This window comes from Pseudomonas sp. GW821-FHT02B10 (genome assembly GCF_059421865.1).
Genome location: NZ_JBWKVU010000010.1, coordinates 221,770 through 236,944 on the forward strand (window position 1 = coordinate 221,770; position 15,175 = coordinate 236,944).

A 15,175-nucleotide genomic window follows, 5' to 3' on the forward strand; every position below is an offset into this window, starting at 1 on the left:
CACTCATGGATCGCTGTCGGGTTGGTCATGCCTGAACGATGGCCGTCAACAGCTGATCGGCCCGTTCGTCCCTGACCGTCGGCGCCTAGAACTTCGCGTAATTCAATGCGTCGACAATCAGCGAGCCACCCACGCCGGTCAGCGACAGCAGCAGGGCGCGCACCAGTGGTTCTTGCGAGTAACTTGAGAAGGCTCCGGTATTGAGGGCAACGATGCGTCCGCGGATCAGTTCGAGCTTCTTGTAGATCGGTGCGTCCTCGGGTGTTTCCAGCCGGTAGTTATTCAGACGCTGTAACGCTGCGCCACGTGCCTGTTCCGCGGCACGGCGCAGCGACAGCGCGGAAGCGAGCAAGATCAATGTTGTCAGCAGGAAGGAAATGACGATGCTGGGCGGTGTCGGCCAGTTGTCGAACACGCTGTTGCGTGACGCAATCAGGATCAGCATGACGACCGTGGGGGCATAGATCAGGCGATTGACGGTCGCCGTGCGCTTGGCGATCAGTTGCATGTCCATCCAGTCGTCGATGCAGGGGTGCAGAGGCACGCCGAAAACCCTCCAGTGCTCCTTGCGCAGTGCTTTTGGCCAGATCGCGTAATGCGTGCTCAGGTTGCGGATGAACCGTGTCAGCAGGAGGTTGGCATCCACTACCCAGAACACCAACAGCTGGAAGGTCAGGGTTGGCAGCAGCCAGTTCAACATCCAGATCGATGACTCGCCCCGAATGGGCGCGCCTTCCATTGGCCAGAGCACGAAGAGCGCGCTGGTGATTACGACGAATATCCAGGTGGCGAGGAGGGCGCGCAGCATTCGGGCGCCGAAGGTGCCAGCCACGCAGTGTTCTCTCCAGAAGCTCGTGACGAAAATGATCCTGCGCTTGTCGGCAACATATGACTGGATTGTGGTCGTCAGTCTCTTCGGCGTGTGCCAGTCGCGCTCGCTGACTAAGAGCGGGAACAGGATCAGGAACAGGCAACGTCCCAGGGCGGCTCGCCACCTATGTGGCGTTGTGCCCCTTTCTCGGTTGACCAGGCGCAGTAGCTGCCCCCACAGGCTCATCTGCAGCCTGCTCATGTGTCGATCCAGGTGGTAGGCCTTTTCGATCTCGACACGGTTGATGCGCAGGGTGCGCCAACCCCAGGCCAGCGCCGTGATCGAGATGACCACGGCGAGCAGGCGCAGGGCCAAGGTGGGCCAGGCGCTGATGCCCTCGAACAGGAACATCGGCTCACCCAGCCCGTCATCCGTCAATGCACGCCGGATCTGGTACATCCACAGCAAGGCCAGAACGAATACCACGATCGGTACCACGACGTACCACGCCGAGGCGTCGAACAAGCCACTGCTTGCAGGAGCGGGGACCTGTCCGGGTTGCGCTGGTTGGGGCTGATGACGGCGGATAAGTTCCGAGCAAACGATGCCCAACAGGATCAGCACGAAGGCGGTCCACATGAACTCCACGCGCCAGAACCGCATGGCGAGCCACGCCGACAGTCCGGACACCACATACAGCGTCAGCGGGATACTGTGCACCCAGGCTGGCAGTTTGCTGTCTCTGGATTGCGCATAGGTCCACCACCAGCCAAGGAGGATCACCACTACCAGCAGGATGAACGTCAGCGGCCCGGCCCAGAAAAACGACTGCCTTTCATCGAGCTTGTCGCGTACCGACTGAGAGAGTTCGGGATAAGGAGGGGGCGAAGGATCCTGCAAGCAACGCAACGCCATGAGGTCGTGCGTTGCTTGCCGGGTCTGGCCGGGTGTCGCGCAATCCTTGGGGCGTTCGGCGCTCTTCTTGTTTGACAGGGGGATGAAGCCGCTGATGCCCACCTCATAGATGCCCGGCGAAAGCAGCTCCGATTTGTAGTCGAACTTTGCCCGCTTGACGTCGTAGGCCCGGGGGGACTGCGCCGCCAGGATCGCGATGAATACCGCACTTTGCAGACTCTCGCGAAACGGCGGCACATCCTGTTGCAGGGCGCGTGTCAGCGTGAGCCCGTAGGGTGCTGCCAGGACCAGGTTGCGCGTGGTCTGGGCCTGGCCACGCTGGAGCATGCGCGCATCGAGGTTGGTGGAGAAAAACACTTTGTTCGGCATCCGGCCCTTGAGGGCCTGCAGCACCAGCAGCTTGTCGTAGGTATCGGCCCCCAGCACACCGATGGCGCCGATACCGCTGGTGCCCTTGCGGCGATAGGCTTCGTCCTCGCGCTCGATGTGGTCGGCGAGGCGGCGCAGGTAATCGAGCTGGGAATTGCCGTCGGACTTTTCCAGCGGGCTCAGATCCAGGGTGTTCTTGTCCTTGCTGTTTTTATTGTCATCGCTACCAGGCGCCTTGTTGCCGCTGGCGGCCTCCTCTGGCAAACGCCCGTCCACGCCTCGCAGGTAACTGAAGCGCAATACCCAGTCATTGACCGCCGCCTGGTCTTTGCTGTCGATGCCGGCATCCTGGGCAACCTGCGATTTAAAGCTCTCGCTCAGTGCGCGGCTGTAGAAACTGTCCCACTCGGAGACCAGCGCGATGCGACTGGGGCGCTGCCAGCCAGTGTCGCAATGTGTTCCGATTAGCTGCGGTGCCCCTTCTCTGCATCGCACACCCGCGACTGGATCCACATGGCGCAGCTTCAGCTCCTCCAGCAGCAGGCGTGTCATGACGCCGTCGTCGCTGACAGTACGCAGCAGTTTCATGGAGGGTTTCGGCGTCGCTGGTGTTTGCTGCTGGGAGATTGCTTCGCCGGGCGAGGGCTTGCCCAAGGCATGCATCAATGTGGCGTAATCAGCGGTGGCCAGGGGGGAGTAAATCTCGATATCGGGCTTGGCGTGGCCGTTGGCTTCGTCCCGATACATATCGAGCAGGACTTTCGAGGTGGAGGGGCCGATGACTTTCAGCAGTGTCTGGTTGGATACCCCCGGACAAGTTTGGGGGGGGCCGCAATCCGAATGAAGCCTGCTCTGCAGGGTGAGGCGCAAGGCTTCGAGTTGTTGTAGCGGGTGTGAGCCCAGATGCTCCTGCTTTACCCAGAGCAGTATGGTCCGGGCGGATGGGCGCTGTTTGTCCTGCATGTCCCTGGGTGGGTCGAATGGATTGGCGATGAAGGCTTCATAGGGGATTTCTGCGTACTTCGACTTTCCTTGCTGACCGGCTTGCGACGTTATTGGCGTACCTGACAGGTCGTCGGCAAGGGCCAGGCAGCGGATGTGCTGCTCGTCCTCGGGCACCATGCGCGAGTTTTTGAACCCGGCCAGGATTGCATAGCGAATGCGCCGGCGCAGCTCCACTTCATCGGCATAGGGGCCGCCTTCGACCAGCGCCACTATGAGTTGGGGAGGCTCTGGCGGTGGTTGCTGCAGTTCGGCGTCCAGTACCAATGGCTTGCTGACTACAAGCTGGGGGCTGCATTCAAAGTCATTACTTGGGGGCTTGTTACCCTCCTTGAACTTTTTGCGATAACGCTCGAGCGCATCGAACGGGTCCTGCCACAGGCGCGCTTCTATCGGTGGTTGCGCCTGGAATTGCGCGCCGATGGGGCGTGGTTCGAGGAAAGGCTCGCGAGTGAGGGCGAAGGTCGAGACGACCAGACTGAGGATGAGGGCGCTACCGGGTAACCAGAGGACGAGGTTGTTACCTGAGCCATTGCTGTTGTCCATGGTCTTTTCCCCCTTCCTTAGGTGTAGGGCCGACCGCTATGCATAGGTATAGCCCCCGGATCAGGCTTTATCTACCGGCCTCCCGACCCTGTAGGGAGGGCGCCGCTGGGCCAAACGAGCGTGCTTTCAAGCGGCCTGGGGCGCGCGAGCAATTGGGCCGCTGACCGGTGGCTTCATGCTGGGGGCGGGAACAGGATCGGCGGTCATGCGGCGGGGGCGCAAGGCTGCTATTCCTTCCCTTGGGACAATCGTTTCAGACCAGACGGAATGCGGGTCGATACCGATGCGTGGCCGTGGTCAAGGTGCCTGCCAGGTGCGCGCGCAGAACAACGGGCGCCAGTTTCGCTGGAGGTGGCAAATGTTATTCATTGTCAGCTGGTCAATCAGTCCCGAGCGTCGTAACAGTGCGATCGAGCGATTTCTCAAGACCGGTGGGGCGCCACCCGCAGGGGTGAGCATGTTGGGGCGCTGGCATGCCGTTGGCGGCATGACGGGGTTTGGGATCGCGGAAACCAGCGATCTCGCGCTGATGCAGAAATGGGTGCTTGAGTGGAGCGACCTGCTGCGCATGGAAGTGCATCCGGCGTTGACCGATGAACAGGCCGCGCCGCTATTGGCGGCAGCGCTTGGCAGGTAACGGGCAAGCAGACCGTTGGCGATCCGCCGAGGGCTGTCTGCCTCGGCCAATATACGGGGTAACGCTGTTTGTCGGCGTGCCCCGGCCATTCACGAAGTGGAGGTTGTCATGCCGAAGTTCGTCATCGAGCGCGAGATGCCGGAAGCCGGGGCGCTTACGCCGCAGGATCTGCAACAGATCTCGCAAAAGTCCTGCAAGGTTATCAGTGAGCTGGGGTCGCAAGTGCAGTGGCTGCATAGCTACGTCACGGGCGACAAGATCTATTGTGTCTATATCTCCCCGGACGAGGAACTCGTCAGGGAGCACGCCAGACTAGGCGGTTTTCCGGCGGACCGGGTATCGCGAGTCACGTCAATCATCGATCCGACGACGGCGGAGTAGGGGCTGCCGCCGAGGTTCGCGCGCCAACAGCTAAGGAGGTTGTAGGAACGAGCTTGCTCGCGATGAACGTGAGAGCGCCGCGTTTACCCAGTCAGTGGGCGTTATCGTTAACGGCTATCGCGAGCAAGCTTCGCTCATACAGTAACGAGCTGGGATCAGCTTTTTTTGTGGTCACGGCGTGCCGCGCGGCGGTCCGCTGGGCGTCTTGATAGACAAACGGCTGCGCAGCGCTTGGCTATGCTGTCGAGTCTATAGCCGGTATGCAGCCGGTCCCCATGTCCCCAGCCCCAAGAGCGCCATGAGAAAAACCAACCAGCAGATGTTGCTCCACGAAATCGCCGACTGGCGCCACCGTGGCCTGATCGATGCCGAGGCGCAGCAGCGGCTCGGCGCCCTGTACGAACGTCCCGAACACCGCTTGTCCACGGTCCTGCAATGGCTGGGCATCGGCGCGGTGCTGCTGATCGGCATGGCGGTGCTGGGCGGCATTGGCCTGCTGGCCGAGTCGGTGCTGGTGGGGGCGGTGCTGTTTTTCGCCGCCGGTGTCGGGCTGTGGCTGATCGGCGCGCGCCTGGCCCGCGACCCGGCGCGGCGCATGCCGGTCACCGGGGTGGCGATCCTGACCATTGGCCTGATCCTGATGGGCGCCAGCCTGTTGCTGGGCAGCTCCGACAGCGAGACCGGCGACTTCGGCAACCTGCCCCTGGCGCTGCTGGTCACCGCCGCCCTGAGCATCGCCACCGCCTATGGCTATCGCCTGCGCTGGCCGCTGCTGCTGGGCCTGCTTTGCGTCTTCCACGGCCTGGGTTCGTGGGAGTGGTATGGCGGTTCCGGCACGTACTATTTTGGCATCCAGGACCCGCGCTCCATGGCCGTGATCGCTGCGTTGACTGCGCTCCTGGGGCTCTGGCACCAGCGCGCCGAGGATCACGCCTTGCGCCGGTTCAGTGGCTTCGGACGGCTGTATGTGATCTTCGGATTGTTGTACTTCAACTGTTCGCTGTGGTTCCTCAGCCTGGAAGAAGCTTACCGGCAGACCCTGACCTGGACCCTGTTGTTCACCTTGGGCGCCATCGTTCAACTGGTACTCGGCGCGCGCTTCAAGCACCCCAGCTTCACCGGTTTTGGCGTGGTGTTCCTCGGCATCGACCTGTACACGCGCTTTTATGAGTACGCCTGGGAACAGTTGAGCGCCGCGGTGTTTTTTGCCGTGGCCGGCGCCCTCGGCATGCTCCTGGGCTGGTTGTTCGAACGCACCGCGCTGCGCGCCGGGGAGGCTGGCCAATGAACCCGGATCGCCGTAATCGCCAGGTGCACAACGCCCTGGACCAATGGCTGCGCGACGGCCTGATCGACACCCAGGCCCACGCGCGGCTCGCCGAGCTGTACCCGCAGACCCGCTGGGACTGGCGTTCCCTGGGGCGCTGGTTCCTGACCTTCGGCGCCATCAGCCTGGCGGCGGGCTTGCTGATCCTGCTGCATGAACACCTGACGTTCACCTTGCCGAAACTGGCGGGCGGCCTTGGCCTGTTGATGGTCGGCTTGTTTGTCGCCGGGCGCTGGCTGCTGGGCAAACAGCTGAAGCTGCTCGGCGCGACCCTGGAGTTGCTCGGTGGTTTTGCCCTGATCGGCTTGAGCCTGGTGCTGGGCATGATCTACTCCGACGGTTCGGGCAACTGGCCGGCGTTGTTGCTGGTGGACCTGCTGCTGTTGCTGGCGCTCAGTTATGTGCTGAACAACGTCTTGCTGCTGACCCTGTGCAGCGTGCTGTTCTTTATCTGGTTCGGCGGGCGCAGCGGTTATGAGTCGGGGTGGGGCGCCTACTGGTTCGGTATGAACTACCCGCTGCGCTTCCTCGGCGCGGCCCTGGCCATGGTGCTGTTCGGCTTTGTTCATCTGTGGGGCGAGGCCTCGACGCTGGCCCGTTATCGTGGCTTTGCCAAGGTGTGGATTTCCGCCGGGCTATTCATGGCCCAAATGTCGTTGTGGCTGCTGTCGCTGTTCGGCAGCTACGACCTGATCGACGGTCCGTGGCACCTGGCCGAGTCCGGCGAGTTGGTGCTGTTCAATGGGCTGTGGGCGGCGTTCAGCCTGGGCTTGCTGGCACTGGGCATTCGCCTGCGCTTTTCCATGCTGGTGGGCTATGGCGCGACCTTCTTCATCATCCAGCTGTACACGCTGTTCTTCACCCAACTGGCGGACACCCTGGGCTGGTTCGTCAGCCTGCTGATCGCCGGCGGCAGCCTGTTGGGGCTGGTGATCTGGCTGGAAGGCAAACGCCAGCAACGCCGGGCTGTGCCGGGCGAAGCCGGATCGGTGTAGGGAAGGGGAGAAGCCCATGCCTGAGGTTGCGGGCATGGGCAGGCGACGGACCCTAGGCTGTCAGTCGTTTTTCAATATCCCGGTAGGTTTCGCTGTCTGTGGCCGCCAGCAGTTTGCGGCCATCCTTGAAGGTGCCGATGAAGGTCACCTCGGTTTCCTTGCCGGCTATCAGGTAGCCCGCAAGCGCACCCACCGGACCCAGCAGCATGGCCCCGGCGATGCCGTAGCCAATGGCGTCCCTGTTGGTGATGCTGTCCTGTGTCGCGATTTCCAGGTGTTTGAATGCGGAAGCTTTGACCTCGACGCCCGGCGAGGGGTTGGTCACGGTCGGCAACTTGAAGACGCCCTGTCGGTACTCGCCATTCCCTTGTAGAAAATCACCAGCCAATACATTGATCTTTGCCATGTTGAATATCCTTGTTCAAGCATTGCGGATTGACCATACAGCGCCGTCCCGTGCCCACCGTCAATGAGGGGGCGATGAAGGGCGGTACCACTGATCGGTGATGTTGCGCCTAACAGCATCGGTCTCGAGTGTAGACGCTTGGTTGACGCAGATCAGTGCGCTGGTCGCAATGGGCTACCGCTCGTCCGTTTGATTTTGCGCGGGCTGCAAGGCTGTCACGAGCTGCCTGGTGTTCATGTTTGACAATGTTAATAAATGTTAGGTTGAAAAAATACTTCACATAATCTGTTCATTGGTGGATGATCGGCCACAACCTGATAACAACAAATCACAGGACGGCCCTCGATGTCCGACAAGGTCTCGATTCACCCGCCAGGCGACCCTGTCGCCCCCGCCGCCCGTGCTCCCATTCATCCTGCGGCCCGCCGCCCGCGCCTTGCCGGTGTGGACCAGGCTGCTGTCACCCCTGGAGTACCCCATGAATAACAAGAATGTCGGTGTTGTCGGCCTGGGCGCGATGGGCCTGGGCATTGCCCGCTCGCTGCTGCGCGCGGGTTTCAAGGTGCATGCCTGTGACGTGCGTGAAGCGGTCACCCAGCAGTTCGCCAGCGAAGGCGGAGTGGCCTGCGCGTCGCCGGCGCGGATGGCCGAGGCCTGCGATGTGATCATCACCGTAGTGGTCAACGCCGAGCAGACCGAAACCGTGCTGTTCGGTGGAGAGGGCGCCGTGTCGGCCTTGGGTGCCGGCAGCCTGGTGATCGGTTGCGCCACCGTGGCGCCGACCTACGCCGTGGAGCTGGGCGAGCGCCTGGCCGAACAGGGCCTGCTGTACCTCGACGCGCCGATCTCCGGCGGCGCGGCCAAGGCCGCCGCCGGCGAGATGACCATGATGACCTCCGGCCCGGCTGCGGCCTACGCCAAGGCCGAAGCGATCCTCGCCGGCATGGCGGGCAAGGTCTATCGCCTGGGCGACGCCCATGGCCTGGGTTCCAAGGTCAAGATCATCAACCAGCTGCTGGCCGGGGTGCACATCGCCGCGTCCGCCGAAGCCATGGCCCTGGGCCTGCGCGAAGGGGTGGACGCCGACGCCCTGTACGAAGTGATTACCCACAGCGCCGGCAACTCCTGGATGTTCGAGAACCGCGTGCCGCACATCCTCAAGGCCGACTACACACCGCTGTCGGCGGTGGACATCTTCGTCAAGGACCTGGGCCTGGTGCTGGATACCGCCCGCGCCAGCAAATTCCCGCTACCGCTGTCGGCCACTGCGCACCAGATGTTCATGCAGGCCTCCAGCGCTGGTTTCGGCCGCGAGGACGACTCGGCGGTGATCAAGATTTTCCCGGGCATCGACCTGCCGACCGCCAAGCCCGAGCCTGTCTGAGGAACGCTCCATGACCCATTCCACCGCACGCCCGTTGCTGGGCTGCATCGCCGACGATTTCACCGGCGCCACTGACCTTGCCAACATGCTGGTGCGCGGCGGCATGCGCACGGTGCAAAGCATCGGCATCCCCAGCCGCGAAGTGGCGGCCGGGCTGGATGCCGACGCCATCGTCATCGCCCTCAAGTCGCGCACCACGCCGGTCCAGGACGCAGTCGAGGAATCCCTCGCGGCCCTCGGCTGGCTGCGCGAACAGGGCTGCGAGCAGATCTTCTTCAAGTACTGCTCGACCTTCGACTCCACCGCCGCCGGCAATATCGGCCAGGTCAGCGAGGCCCTGCTCAAGGCCCTGAACAGTGATTTCACCCTGGCGTGCCCGGCGTTCCCGGAAAACGGCCGGACCATTTTCCGCGGCCACCTGTTCGTCCAGGACCAGTTGCTCAGCGAGTCGGGCATGCAGCATCACCCGCTGACGCCGATGACCGACGCCAACCTGGTGCGCGTGCTGCAGGCCCAGACCCAACTGAAAGTCGGCCTGCTGCGCTACGACAGCATCACCGGGGGCGTCGAGGCGGTGCGGGCGAAGATCGCCGAACTGCGCGCGCAGGGCGTCGGCATGGCCATCGCCGACGCGCTGTCCGATCAGGACCTCTATACCCTGGGCAGCGCCTGCGCCGACCTGTCGCTGCTCACCGGCGGCTCGGGCCTGGCCCTGGGCCTGCCGGGCAACTTCCGCCGCGCCGGCAAACTGCGCGACTTCGACGCGGCGTCGCTGCCGACCGTTGCAGGCGGCGAAGTGGTGCTGGCCGGCAGCGCCTCGGTGGCCACCATTGGCCAGGTCGCGGCCTGGCTGGAGGCCGACCGTCCGGCCCTGCGCATCGACCCCATGGCTCTGGCCGCGGGCGAGCCGGTGGTGGAGAACGCCCTGGCCTTTGCCCGCGACAGCGACGAAACCGTACTGATCTACGCCACCAGCACCCCGGCGGAGGTCAAGGCGGTGCAACAGCAGCTCGGCGTCGAACGCGCCGGCGCGCTGGTGGAGAACGCCCTGGGCGAGATCGCCGCGGGCCTGCGCCAGAACGGCGTGCGCCGTTTTGTGATTGCCGGTGGCGAAACCTCCGGCGCGGTGGTCAAGGCGCTGGGGGTCAACCTGCTGCAGATCGGCGCGCAGATCGACCCGGGCGTGCCGGCCACAATCAGCAACTCCAGCGAACCGCTGGCGCTGGCCCTGAAGTCCGGCAACTTCGGCAGTCGCGACTTCTTTGCCAAGGCCCTCAAGCAACTGGCCGGAGGTGGCCAATGAGCGCCGCGGCGAACAAGGAACAGGCCCTGCGCGAAGAGATCTGCGACGTCGGCCGCAGCCTCTACCAGCGCGGCTACACCGTGGGCAGCGCCGGCAACATCAGTGCGCGCCTCGACGATGGCTGGCTGATTACCCCGACCGACATCTGCCTCGGCCGCCTCGACCCGGCGGCCATCGCCAAGGTCAACCTGGCGGGGGAGTGGGTGTCCGGCGACAAACCGTCCAAGACCCTGGCCCTGCATCGCCAGGTCTATGACCGCAACCCGGGCGTCGGCGGCGTGGTGCACACCCATTCCACCCACCTGGTGGCGCTGACCCTGGCCGGGGTATGGAGGCCGGACGACATCCTGCCGCCGCTGACGCCGTACCAGGTGATGAAGGTCGGGCACATTCCGCTGATCGGCTACCAGCGCCCGGGTTCGCCCAAGGTCGCCGAGCAGGTGGCGCAACTGGCCAACAGCGTGCGCGGGGTGATGCTCGAACGCCTGGGGCCGGTGGTCTGGGAAAGCTCGGTGGCCAAGGCCAGCTACGCCCTGGAAGAACTGGAAGAAACCGCGCGGCTCTGGCTGATGAGCAACCCCAGGCCCGCGCCGCTGGATCAGGCAGCCCTGGATGAGCTGCGAGAGACCTTCGGCGCGCACTGGTAGGTAGCGCGCCGCTGCAACTCGAAACTGTAAACCGACATTGCAAGCACTGCCCGGGAGCCGTCGTCAGGCTCTCGACGGCCCCGGCTTGCCTTTAAAAAACAATAACAACAGGACATCCCCGCATGACGTTCCCTGACTGCAGCTGTTTTGGCTTCACCGGCGCTTCTTTCTCTTATGAGGGAGGGCCCGCGCAATGAGCCCGCTTATCCTGATGTTGACGGCCGGCGCGGGCATTGCGCTGCTGCTGTTTTTGGTGCTCAAGTACAAGTTCCAGCCCTTTGTCGCGCTGATGCTGGTGAGCATCCTGGTGGCGCTGGTGGCCGGGGTGAAACCGGCCGACCTGGTGGCGACCATCGAAGGCGGCATGGGCAAGACCCTCGGCCATATCGCGATCATCATCGCCCTCGGCGCCATGATCGGGCGGATCATCGAGCTGTCCGGCGGCGCCGAGGCCCTGGCCAAGACCCTGATCGAGCGTTTCGGCAACCGCCGCACGCCGCTGGCGCTGACCATCGCCGGGTTCATCATCGGCGTACCGGTGTTCTTCGAAGTCGGGGTGATCATCCTTATGCCGCTGGCCTATGGCGTGGCCCGCCGGGCGCGCAAGCCGCTGCTGGTGTTCGCCTTGCCGATGTGCGCGGCGCTGCTCACCGTGCATGCGTTCCTGCCGCCCCATCCGGGCGCTGTGGCCGCGGCCAGCCAGCTGGGCGCCGACCTGGGCCGGGTGCTGATGTTCGGCCTGCCGATCACCGCTTTCCTGTGCTACGTCGGCTACCGCGTGGCTGGGCGCATGACCCGGCGCTTCTACCCGATGACCGACGACATCCGCGCCGAAGTCTACGGCCCTCACGTGACCAACGAGGACCTGCTGGCCTGGACCAACGGCAATGCCAAGGACCCGCAACAGGCCGCGGTGGCGGCGTCCCACATGGGTCTGGAAGAGTCCACCAGCGCCATAGTCGCCAAGCTACCACCGGCGCCCGCGCCCGGTTTCGCCCTGATCGTCAGCCTGATCCTGTTGCCGATCGTGCTGATCCTGCTGGGCACCCTGGCCACTTCGCTGCTGCCGGCCGAGTCGGCCCTGCGCGGTGTCATGACCGTACTCGGCGCGCCGCTGGTGGCGCTGCTGATCGATACCTTGCTGTGCGCCTGGCTGCTGGGTTCGCGCCGTGGCTGGAGCCGCAATCAGGTGTCGGACGTGATCGGCTCGGCCTTGCCGGGCGTGGCCATGGTGATCCTGATCGCCGGGGCCGGCGGGGTGTTCGGCAAGGTGCTGGTGGACACCGGGATCGGCGCGGTGGTCTCCGACCTGCTGCGCACCACCGGCCTACCGGTGCTGGCCCTGGGCTTTTTGCTGACCATGCTGCTGCGCGCGGTGCAGGGTTCGACCACTGTGGCCCTGGTGACCACCGCCGGGATCATCAGCCCGCTGATCGCCACCCTTGACCTGACCCCCAACCACATGGCGCTGCTGTGCCTGGCCATGGGCGGTGGCGGGCTGGCGATGTCGCATATCAACGACGCCGGCTACTGGATCTTTACCAAGCTCGCCGGGCTCAACGTCGCCGACGGCCTGCGCACCTGGACGGTCATCACTACCTTGCTCGGTACCCTGGGTTTCTGTATTACCTTGCTGATCTGGCCTTTTGTCTGAGCCGTTTTTAGGAGCCAACATGCCTCGTTTTGCTGCCAACCTAAGCATGCTCTACCCGCAACACGGGTTTCTCGAGCGTTTCGCCGCCGCGGCGGCCGACGGTTTCGAAGCGGTGGAATACCTGTTCCCCTACGACTACAGCCCCCAGGAACTCAAGCAGCGCCTGAGCGACAACGGCCTGGTCCAGGCGCTGTTCAACGCACCACCCGGCGACTGGGCGGCGGGCGAGCGGGGCACCGCGACCCTGCCGGGGCGCGAGGCGGAGTTCCGCGCCGGCTTCGAGCGCGCCCTGGAATACGCCGCGGTGCTGGGCAACTCGCGGATTCATGTAATGGCCGGCCTGCTGCCCTCGGAAGAGCTGCGCGAACGCCATCACGCGGTGTACCTGGAGAACCTGGCCTACGCCACCGCCCAGGCGGCCAAGGTCGGGGTCACCGTGCTGCTGGAGCCGATCAACACCCGCGACATGCCGGGCTTCTTCCTCAACCGCCAGGACCAGGCCCAGGCGATCTGCAAGGAAGTCGGCGCGAGCAACCTCAAGGTGCAGTTCGACTGTTACCACTGCCAGATCGTCGAGGGCGACCTGGCGACCAAGCTGCGCCGCGACTTCGCCGGCATCGGCCATATCCAGATCGCCGGCGTGCCGGACCGCCACGAGCCGGACCTGGGCGAGTTGAACTACCCCTACCTGTTCGCGCTGATGGACCAGCTGGGCTACGACGGCTGGGTCGGTTGCGAGTATCGACCGCGCGGCGACACCTCGGCCGGCCTGCAATGGCTACGGGACTGGAAAGCCTTCTGAGGGGGCGGGCAGGGCGGTGGCGCTGGTCAGTGCGTGCCGCCCGCTAGCCGTGATTCTGCGGGAATCTGAACATTTCTGGAGGTGTCGGCCTTCGCTCCCCAGCTGCGGGTACATTGGCTCCCTGTCGCCAGGGCCATCACTGGTGCCATCAATGGGAGCGGGGAGCATGGAAAAGTCGATATTCGTCGATCAGTCGGGCCTGGACGACGCGCCTTGTCGCCCGCACGATCTGCATTGGGAACAGATCCCCACCGTGACCCTGGAGCGCATCGAGCGTGAATACCGCCGTGCCCGGCGTACCACCATTCTTGGTCAGTGGATCAATATCGCCAGCGTGCTGCTGGTGGTGCTGAGCGCCGCCTGCGGTCTCTGGCTGTGGAACCACTTCCGCGCCCAGGGGCTGGACCAGGGCTTTGGCCTGCGCCAGTTGTTCGTGCTGTTGTTCTTTTTCGCCAGCCTGTGCGCGGTGGTGGAGTGGCTGCGGCGCATTCGCCGCACTACCCGGGTGGCCCTCGACGGCTTGAGCGAAGACCTGCGGGATATCGCCTGCGTGCTGTGGTTCAGAAAAAAACACCGCTGAGACGCGCTCGGCTGGCTGTCAGTCCTTGGCCGCCTTGACTTCCGGGTCGGAGGGCAGCAGCAGTTCCACTCCCTGCTTGCGAATCCCGTCCGCCGCGGCCTGGGCCAGGTCGTCGTCGCTGATGATCACGTCGAACTGCTCCAGCCCGGCGATGCGGTACATGCTGAAGGTGCCGTACTTTGAACTGCTGGCCACCAGCACCACCTGGGATGCCGACTGCATCGCCACCTGCTTGACCTCGACCTTCAACGCCGACGGCGTAGTGATGCCGCGGCGCAGGTCCCAGGAGCTGGTGGACATGAAGGCGATATCGGTCACCACCTGACGCAGAGTCGCCACCGCCAGCCCGCCGACGCAGGAATGGTTGTCGTGGTCGAGCTGGCCGCCGGTGTGGATCACCGTCACCTGCGGCGCCTCCATCAGCGCCTGGACGATGCCGAAGTCATTGGTCACCACGGTCATGCCCGACAGCGCCTTGATGTACGGCACGATCTCCAGGGTGCTGGTGCCGGCGTCCAGGTACACCGTCATGTCCGCGTGCAGTAAACGCGCCGCCAGCCGGGCCATGGCCTGCTTCTGCGGCAGCTCGACCACCGCCTTGCTCTGGTGGCTCGGCTCGCTGTGCAACTGGCTGGCGATGCGCACCCCACCTGTCACCGAATAGGCCCGGCCTTCCTGCTCCAGCAGGGCAATGTCGCGACGCACCGTCATGTGCGAGCAGTCGAACATCTCCATCAACTGATGCACGCTCAACACCTGGTGCTTGCGCAACTGGCGCAGGATCAGCTCGCGACGCTGCTCGGGAATCATCGGGGCGCCGCTATCGCTGGCGATGTCCTTGGGGTTGGGCATTGAGGCTCCGCAGTGGCTGGGCAGAAGGCAGGTAACTGGCGGACATAGTAGCGAATCCGCGAGGCGTGGACGAGAACCCGTATAGGGCCGCATGGCTCTGCTTCTGTAGGAGCGCAGCTTGCGCGCGAAGAACGATGACGCGATATTCCTGCATTGCGCGTGACGGCTATCGACCGGCAAGCAGTTACCAAGGAGCGGTCATGGACCCCAGACGTTATGAACACCTGACGATCAGCGTCGAGCCCCATGAAATGCGCATGAGCCATTGGGTGTATGCACCCAGGGTGGTGGATGCTCGCGATGGCCGGGTGCTGCTGGACCTGAGTGGCGGGCCGTGGGACCTGGTGTCCTGCTCCCCATCGACGGCGGCGGTGGAGCTGCTGTTGCGCAAGTACCCCGGAGAGCGTGAGGCAATTTGCCTGAGCATTCGCCTGGCCGACAACAGCCTGTGGCTGGAGGGCACTGCGGTTGCCACCGAGAATATCGAGGGGGCGTTGGAGAGGGCGCATGGCTGAGCCGCGCCGTGACTCATGCCGGCGAAGCGTCACCGGGGCCTGACGACCG

14 protein-coding genes are annotated in these 15,175 nt (G+C 64.2%); 11 read left to right on the forward strand and 3 right to left on the reverse strand.

Annotation, left to right across the window (positions count from 1 at the left end):
* Window positions 1-85: 85 nt before the first annotated feature.
* The gene (locus AC07VU_RS21510; protein ID WP_495030435.1) at window positions 86-3,643 is read right to left on the reverse strand and encodes a hypothetical protein; all 3,558 of its coding nucleotides are present in this window, start codon (window positions 3,641-3,643) and stop codon (window positions 86-88) included.
* 358 nt (window positions 3,644-4,001) lie between these two features.
* Here AC07VU_RS21510 and AC07VU_RS21515 point away from each other — a divergent pair, with 358 nt between their 5' ends.
* The 4 genes from AC07VU_RS21515 to AC07VU_RS21530 all read left to right on the forward strand — a co-directional run bounded on the left by AC07VU_RS21515 (window position 4,002) and on the right by AC07VU_RS21530 (window position 6,983).
* Window positions 4,002-4,280 carry a DUF3303 domain-containing protein gene (locus AC07VU_RS21515; protein WP_007931878.1) on the forward strand — a complete coding sequence of 93 codons (279 nt, stop codon included), beginning with the start codon at window positions 4,002-4,004 and terminating at the stop codon, window positions 4,278-4,280.
* Between the two features lie 108 nt (window positions 4,281-4,388).
* On the forward strand, window positions 4,389-4,661 hold the full coding sequence (locus tag AC07VU_RS21520; protein WP_007931876.1) for a DUF4242 domain-containing protein: 273 nt from the start codon (window positions 4,389-4,391) through the stop codon (window positions 4,659-4,661).
* A gap of 298 nt (window positions 4,662-4,959) precedes the next feature.
* Window positions 4,960-5,949 carry a DUF2157 domain-containing protein gene (locus AC07VU_RS21525; RefSeq protein ID WP_495030436.1) on the forward strand — a complete coding sequence of 330 codons (990 nt, stop codon included), beginning with the start codon at window positions 4,960-4,962 and terminating at the stop codon, window positions 5,947-5,949.
* Window positions 5,946-6,983: a hypothetical protein gene (locus AC07VU_RS21530; RefSeq protein WP_277588585.1), complete on the forward strand. Its 1,038-nt coding sequence runs from the start codon at window positions 5,946-5,948 to the stop codon at window positions 6,981-6,983. Before AC07VU_RS21525 ends, AC07VU_RS21530 begins: the two co-directional genes overlap by 4 nt.
* A gap of 52 nt (window positions 6,984-7,035) precedes the next feature.
* On the opposite strand, the gene AC07VU_RS21535 is transcribed toward AC07VU_RS21530, so the two are convergent.
* Entirely contained in the window at window positions 7,036-7,389 is a 354-nt protein-coding gene (locus tag AC07VU_RS21535) for a hypothetical protein (RefSeq protein ID WP_007931870.1), read from the reverse strand.
* Window positions 7,390-7,867: 478 nt separating this feature from the next.
* Here AC07VU_RS21535 and ltnD point away from each other — a divergent pair, with 478 nt between their 5' ends.
* The 6 genes from ltnD to AC07VU_RS21565 all read left to right on the forward strand — a co-directional run bounded on the left by ltnD (window position 7,868) and on the right by AC07VU_RS21565 (window position 13,759).
* Window positions 7,868-8,773, forward strand: coding sequence for an L-threonate dehydrogenase (gene ltnD / locus AC07VU_RS21540; RefSeq protein ID WP_007931868.1), 906 nt, complete (start codon window positions 7,868-7,870; stop codon window positions 8,771-8,773).
* Between the two features lie 10 nt (window positions 8,774-8,783).
* Entirely contained in the window at window positions 8,784-10,076 is a 1,293-nt protein-coding gene (gene otnK / locus AC07VU_RS21545; RefSeq protein ID WP_495030437.1) for a 3-oxo-tetronate kinase, read from the forward strand.
* Window positions 10,073-10,723 carry a 3-oxo-tetronate 4-phosphate decarboxylase gene (otnC, locus tag AC07VU_RS21550; RefSeq protein ID WP_274306593.1) on the forward strand — a complete coding sequence of 217 codons (651 nt, stop codon included), beginning with the start codon at window positions 10,073-10,075 and terminating at the stop codon, window positions 10,721-10,723. The genes otnK and otnC overlap by 4 nt, the downstream gene beginning before the upstream one ends.
* Before the next feature lie 193 nt (window positions 10,724-10,916).
* Complete coding sequence (locus tag AC07VU_RS21555; protein WP_274306594.1) at window positions 10,917-12,377, forward strand: GntT/GntP/DsdX family permease; 1,461 nt, start codon at window positions 10,917-10,919, stop codon at window positions 12,375-12,377.
* A 19-nt stretch (window positions 12,378-12,396) separates the two neighbouring features.
* A complete protein-coding gene (gene otnI, locus AC07VU_RS21560) occupies window positions 12,397-13,179 on the forward strand; it encodes a 2-oxo-tetronate isomerase (protein ID WP_007931860.1) in 783 nt (260 codons plus the stop codon).
* A gap of 166 nt (window positions 13,180-13,345) precedes the next feature.
* Window positions 13,346-13,759 (forward strand): hypothetical protein, encoded by a 414-nt coding sequence (locus tag AC07VU_RS21565; protein WP_274306595.1) that lies wholly within the window; start codon window positions 13,346-13,348, stop codon window positions 13,757-13,759.
* Window positions 13,760-13,777: 18 nt separating this feature from the next.
* Here AC07VU_RS21565 and AC07VU_RS21570 read toward each other — a convergent pair whose 3' ends face one another.
* Window positions 13,778-14,611, reverse strand: coding sequence for a DeoR/GlpR family DNA-binding transcription regulator (locus tag AC07VU_RS21570; protein ID WP_023969102.1), 834 nt, complete (start codon window positions 14,609-14,611; stop codon window positions 13,778-13,780).
* A 200-nt stretch (window positions 14,612-14,811) separates the two neighbouring features.
* Between AC07VU_RS21570 and AC07VU_RS21575 the strand changes: the two genes are divergently transcribed.
* Window positions 14,812-15,126, forward strand: coding sequence for a hypothetical protein (locus AC07VU_RS21575; protein ID WP_495030438.1), 315 nt, complete (start codon window positions 14,812-14,814; stop codon window positions 15,124-15,126).
* Window positions 15,127-15,175 lie beyond the last annotated feature (49 nt).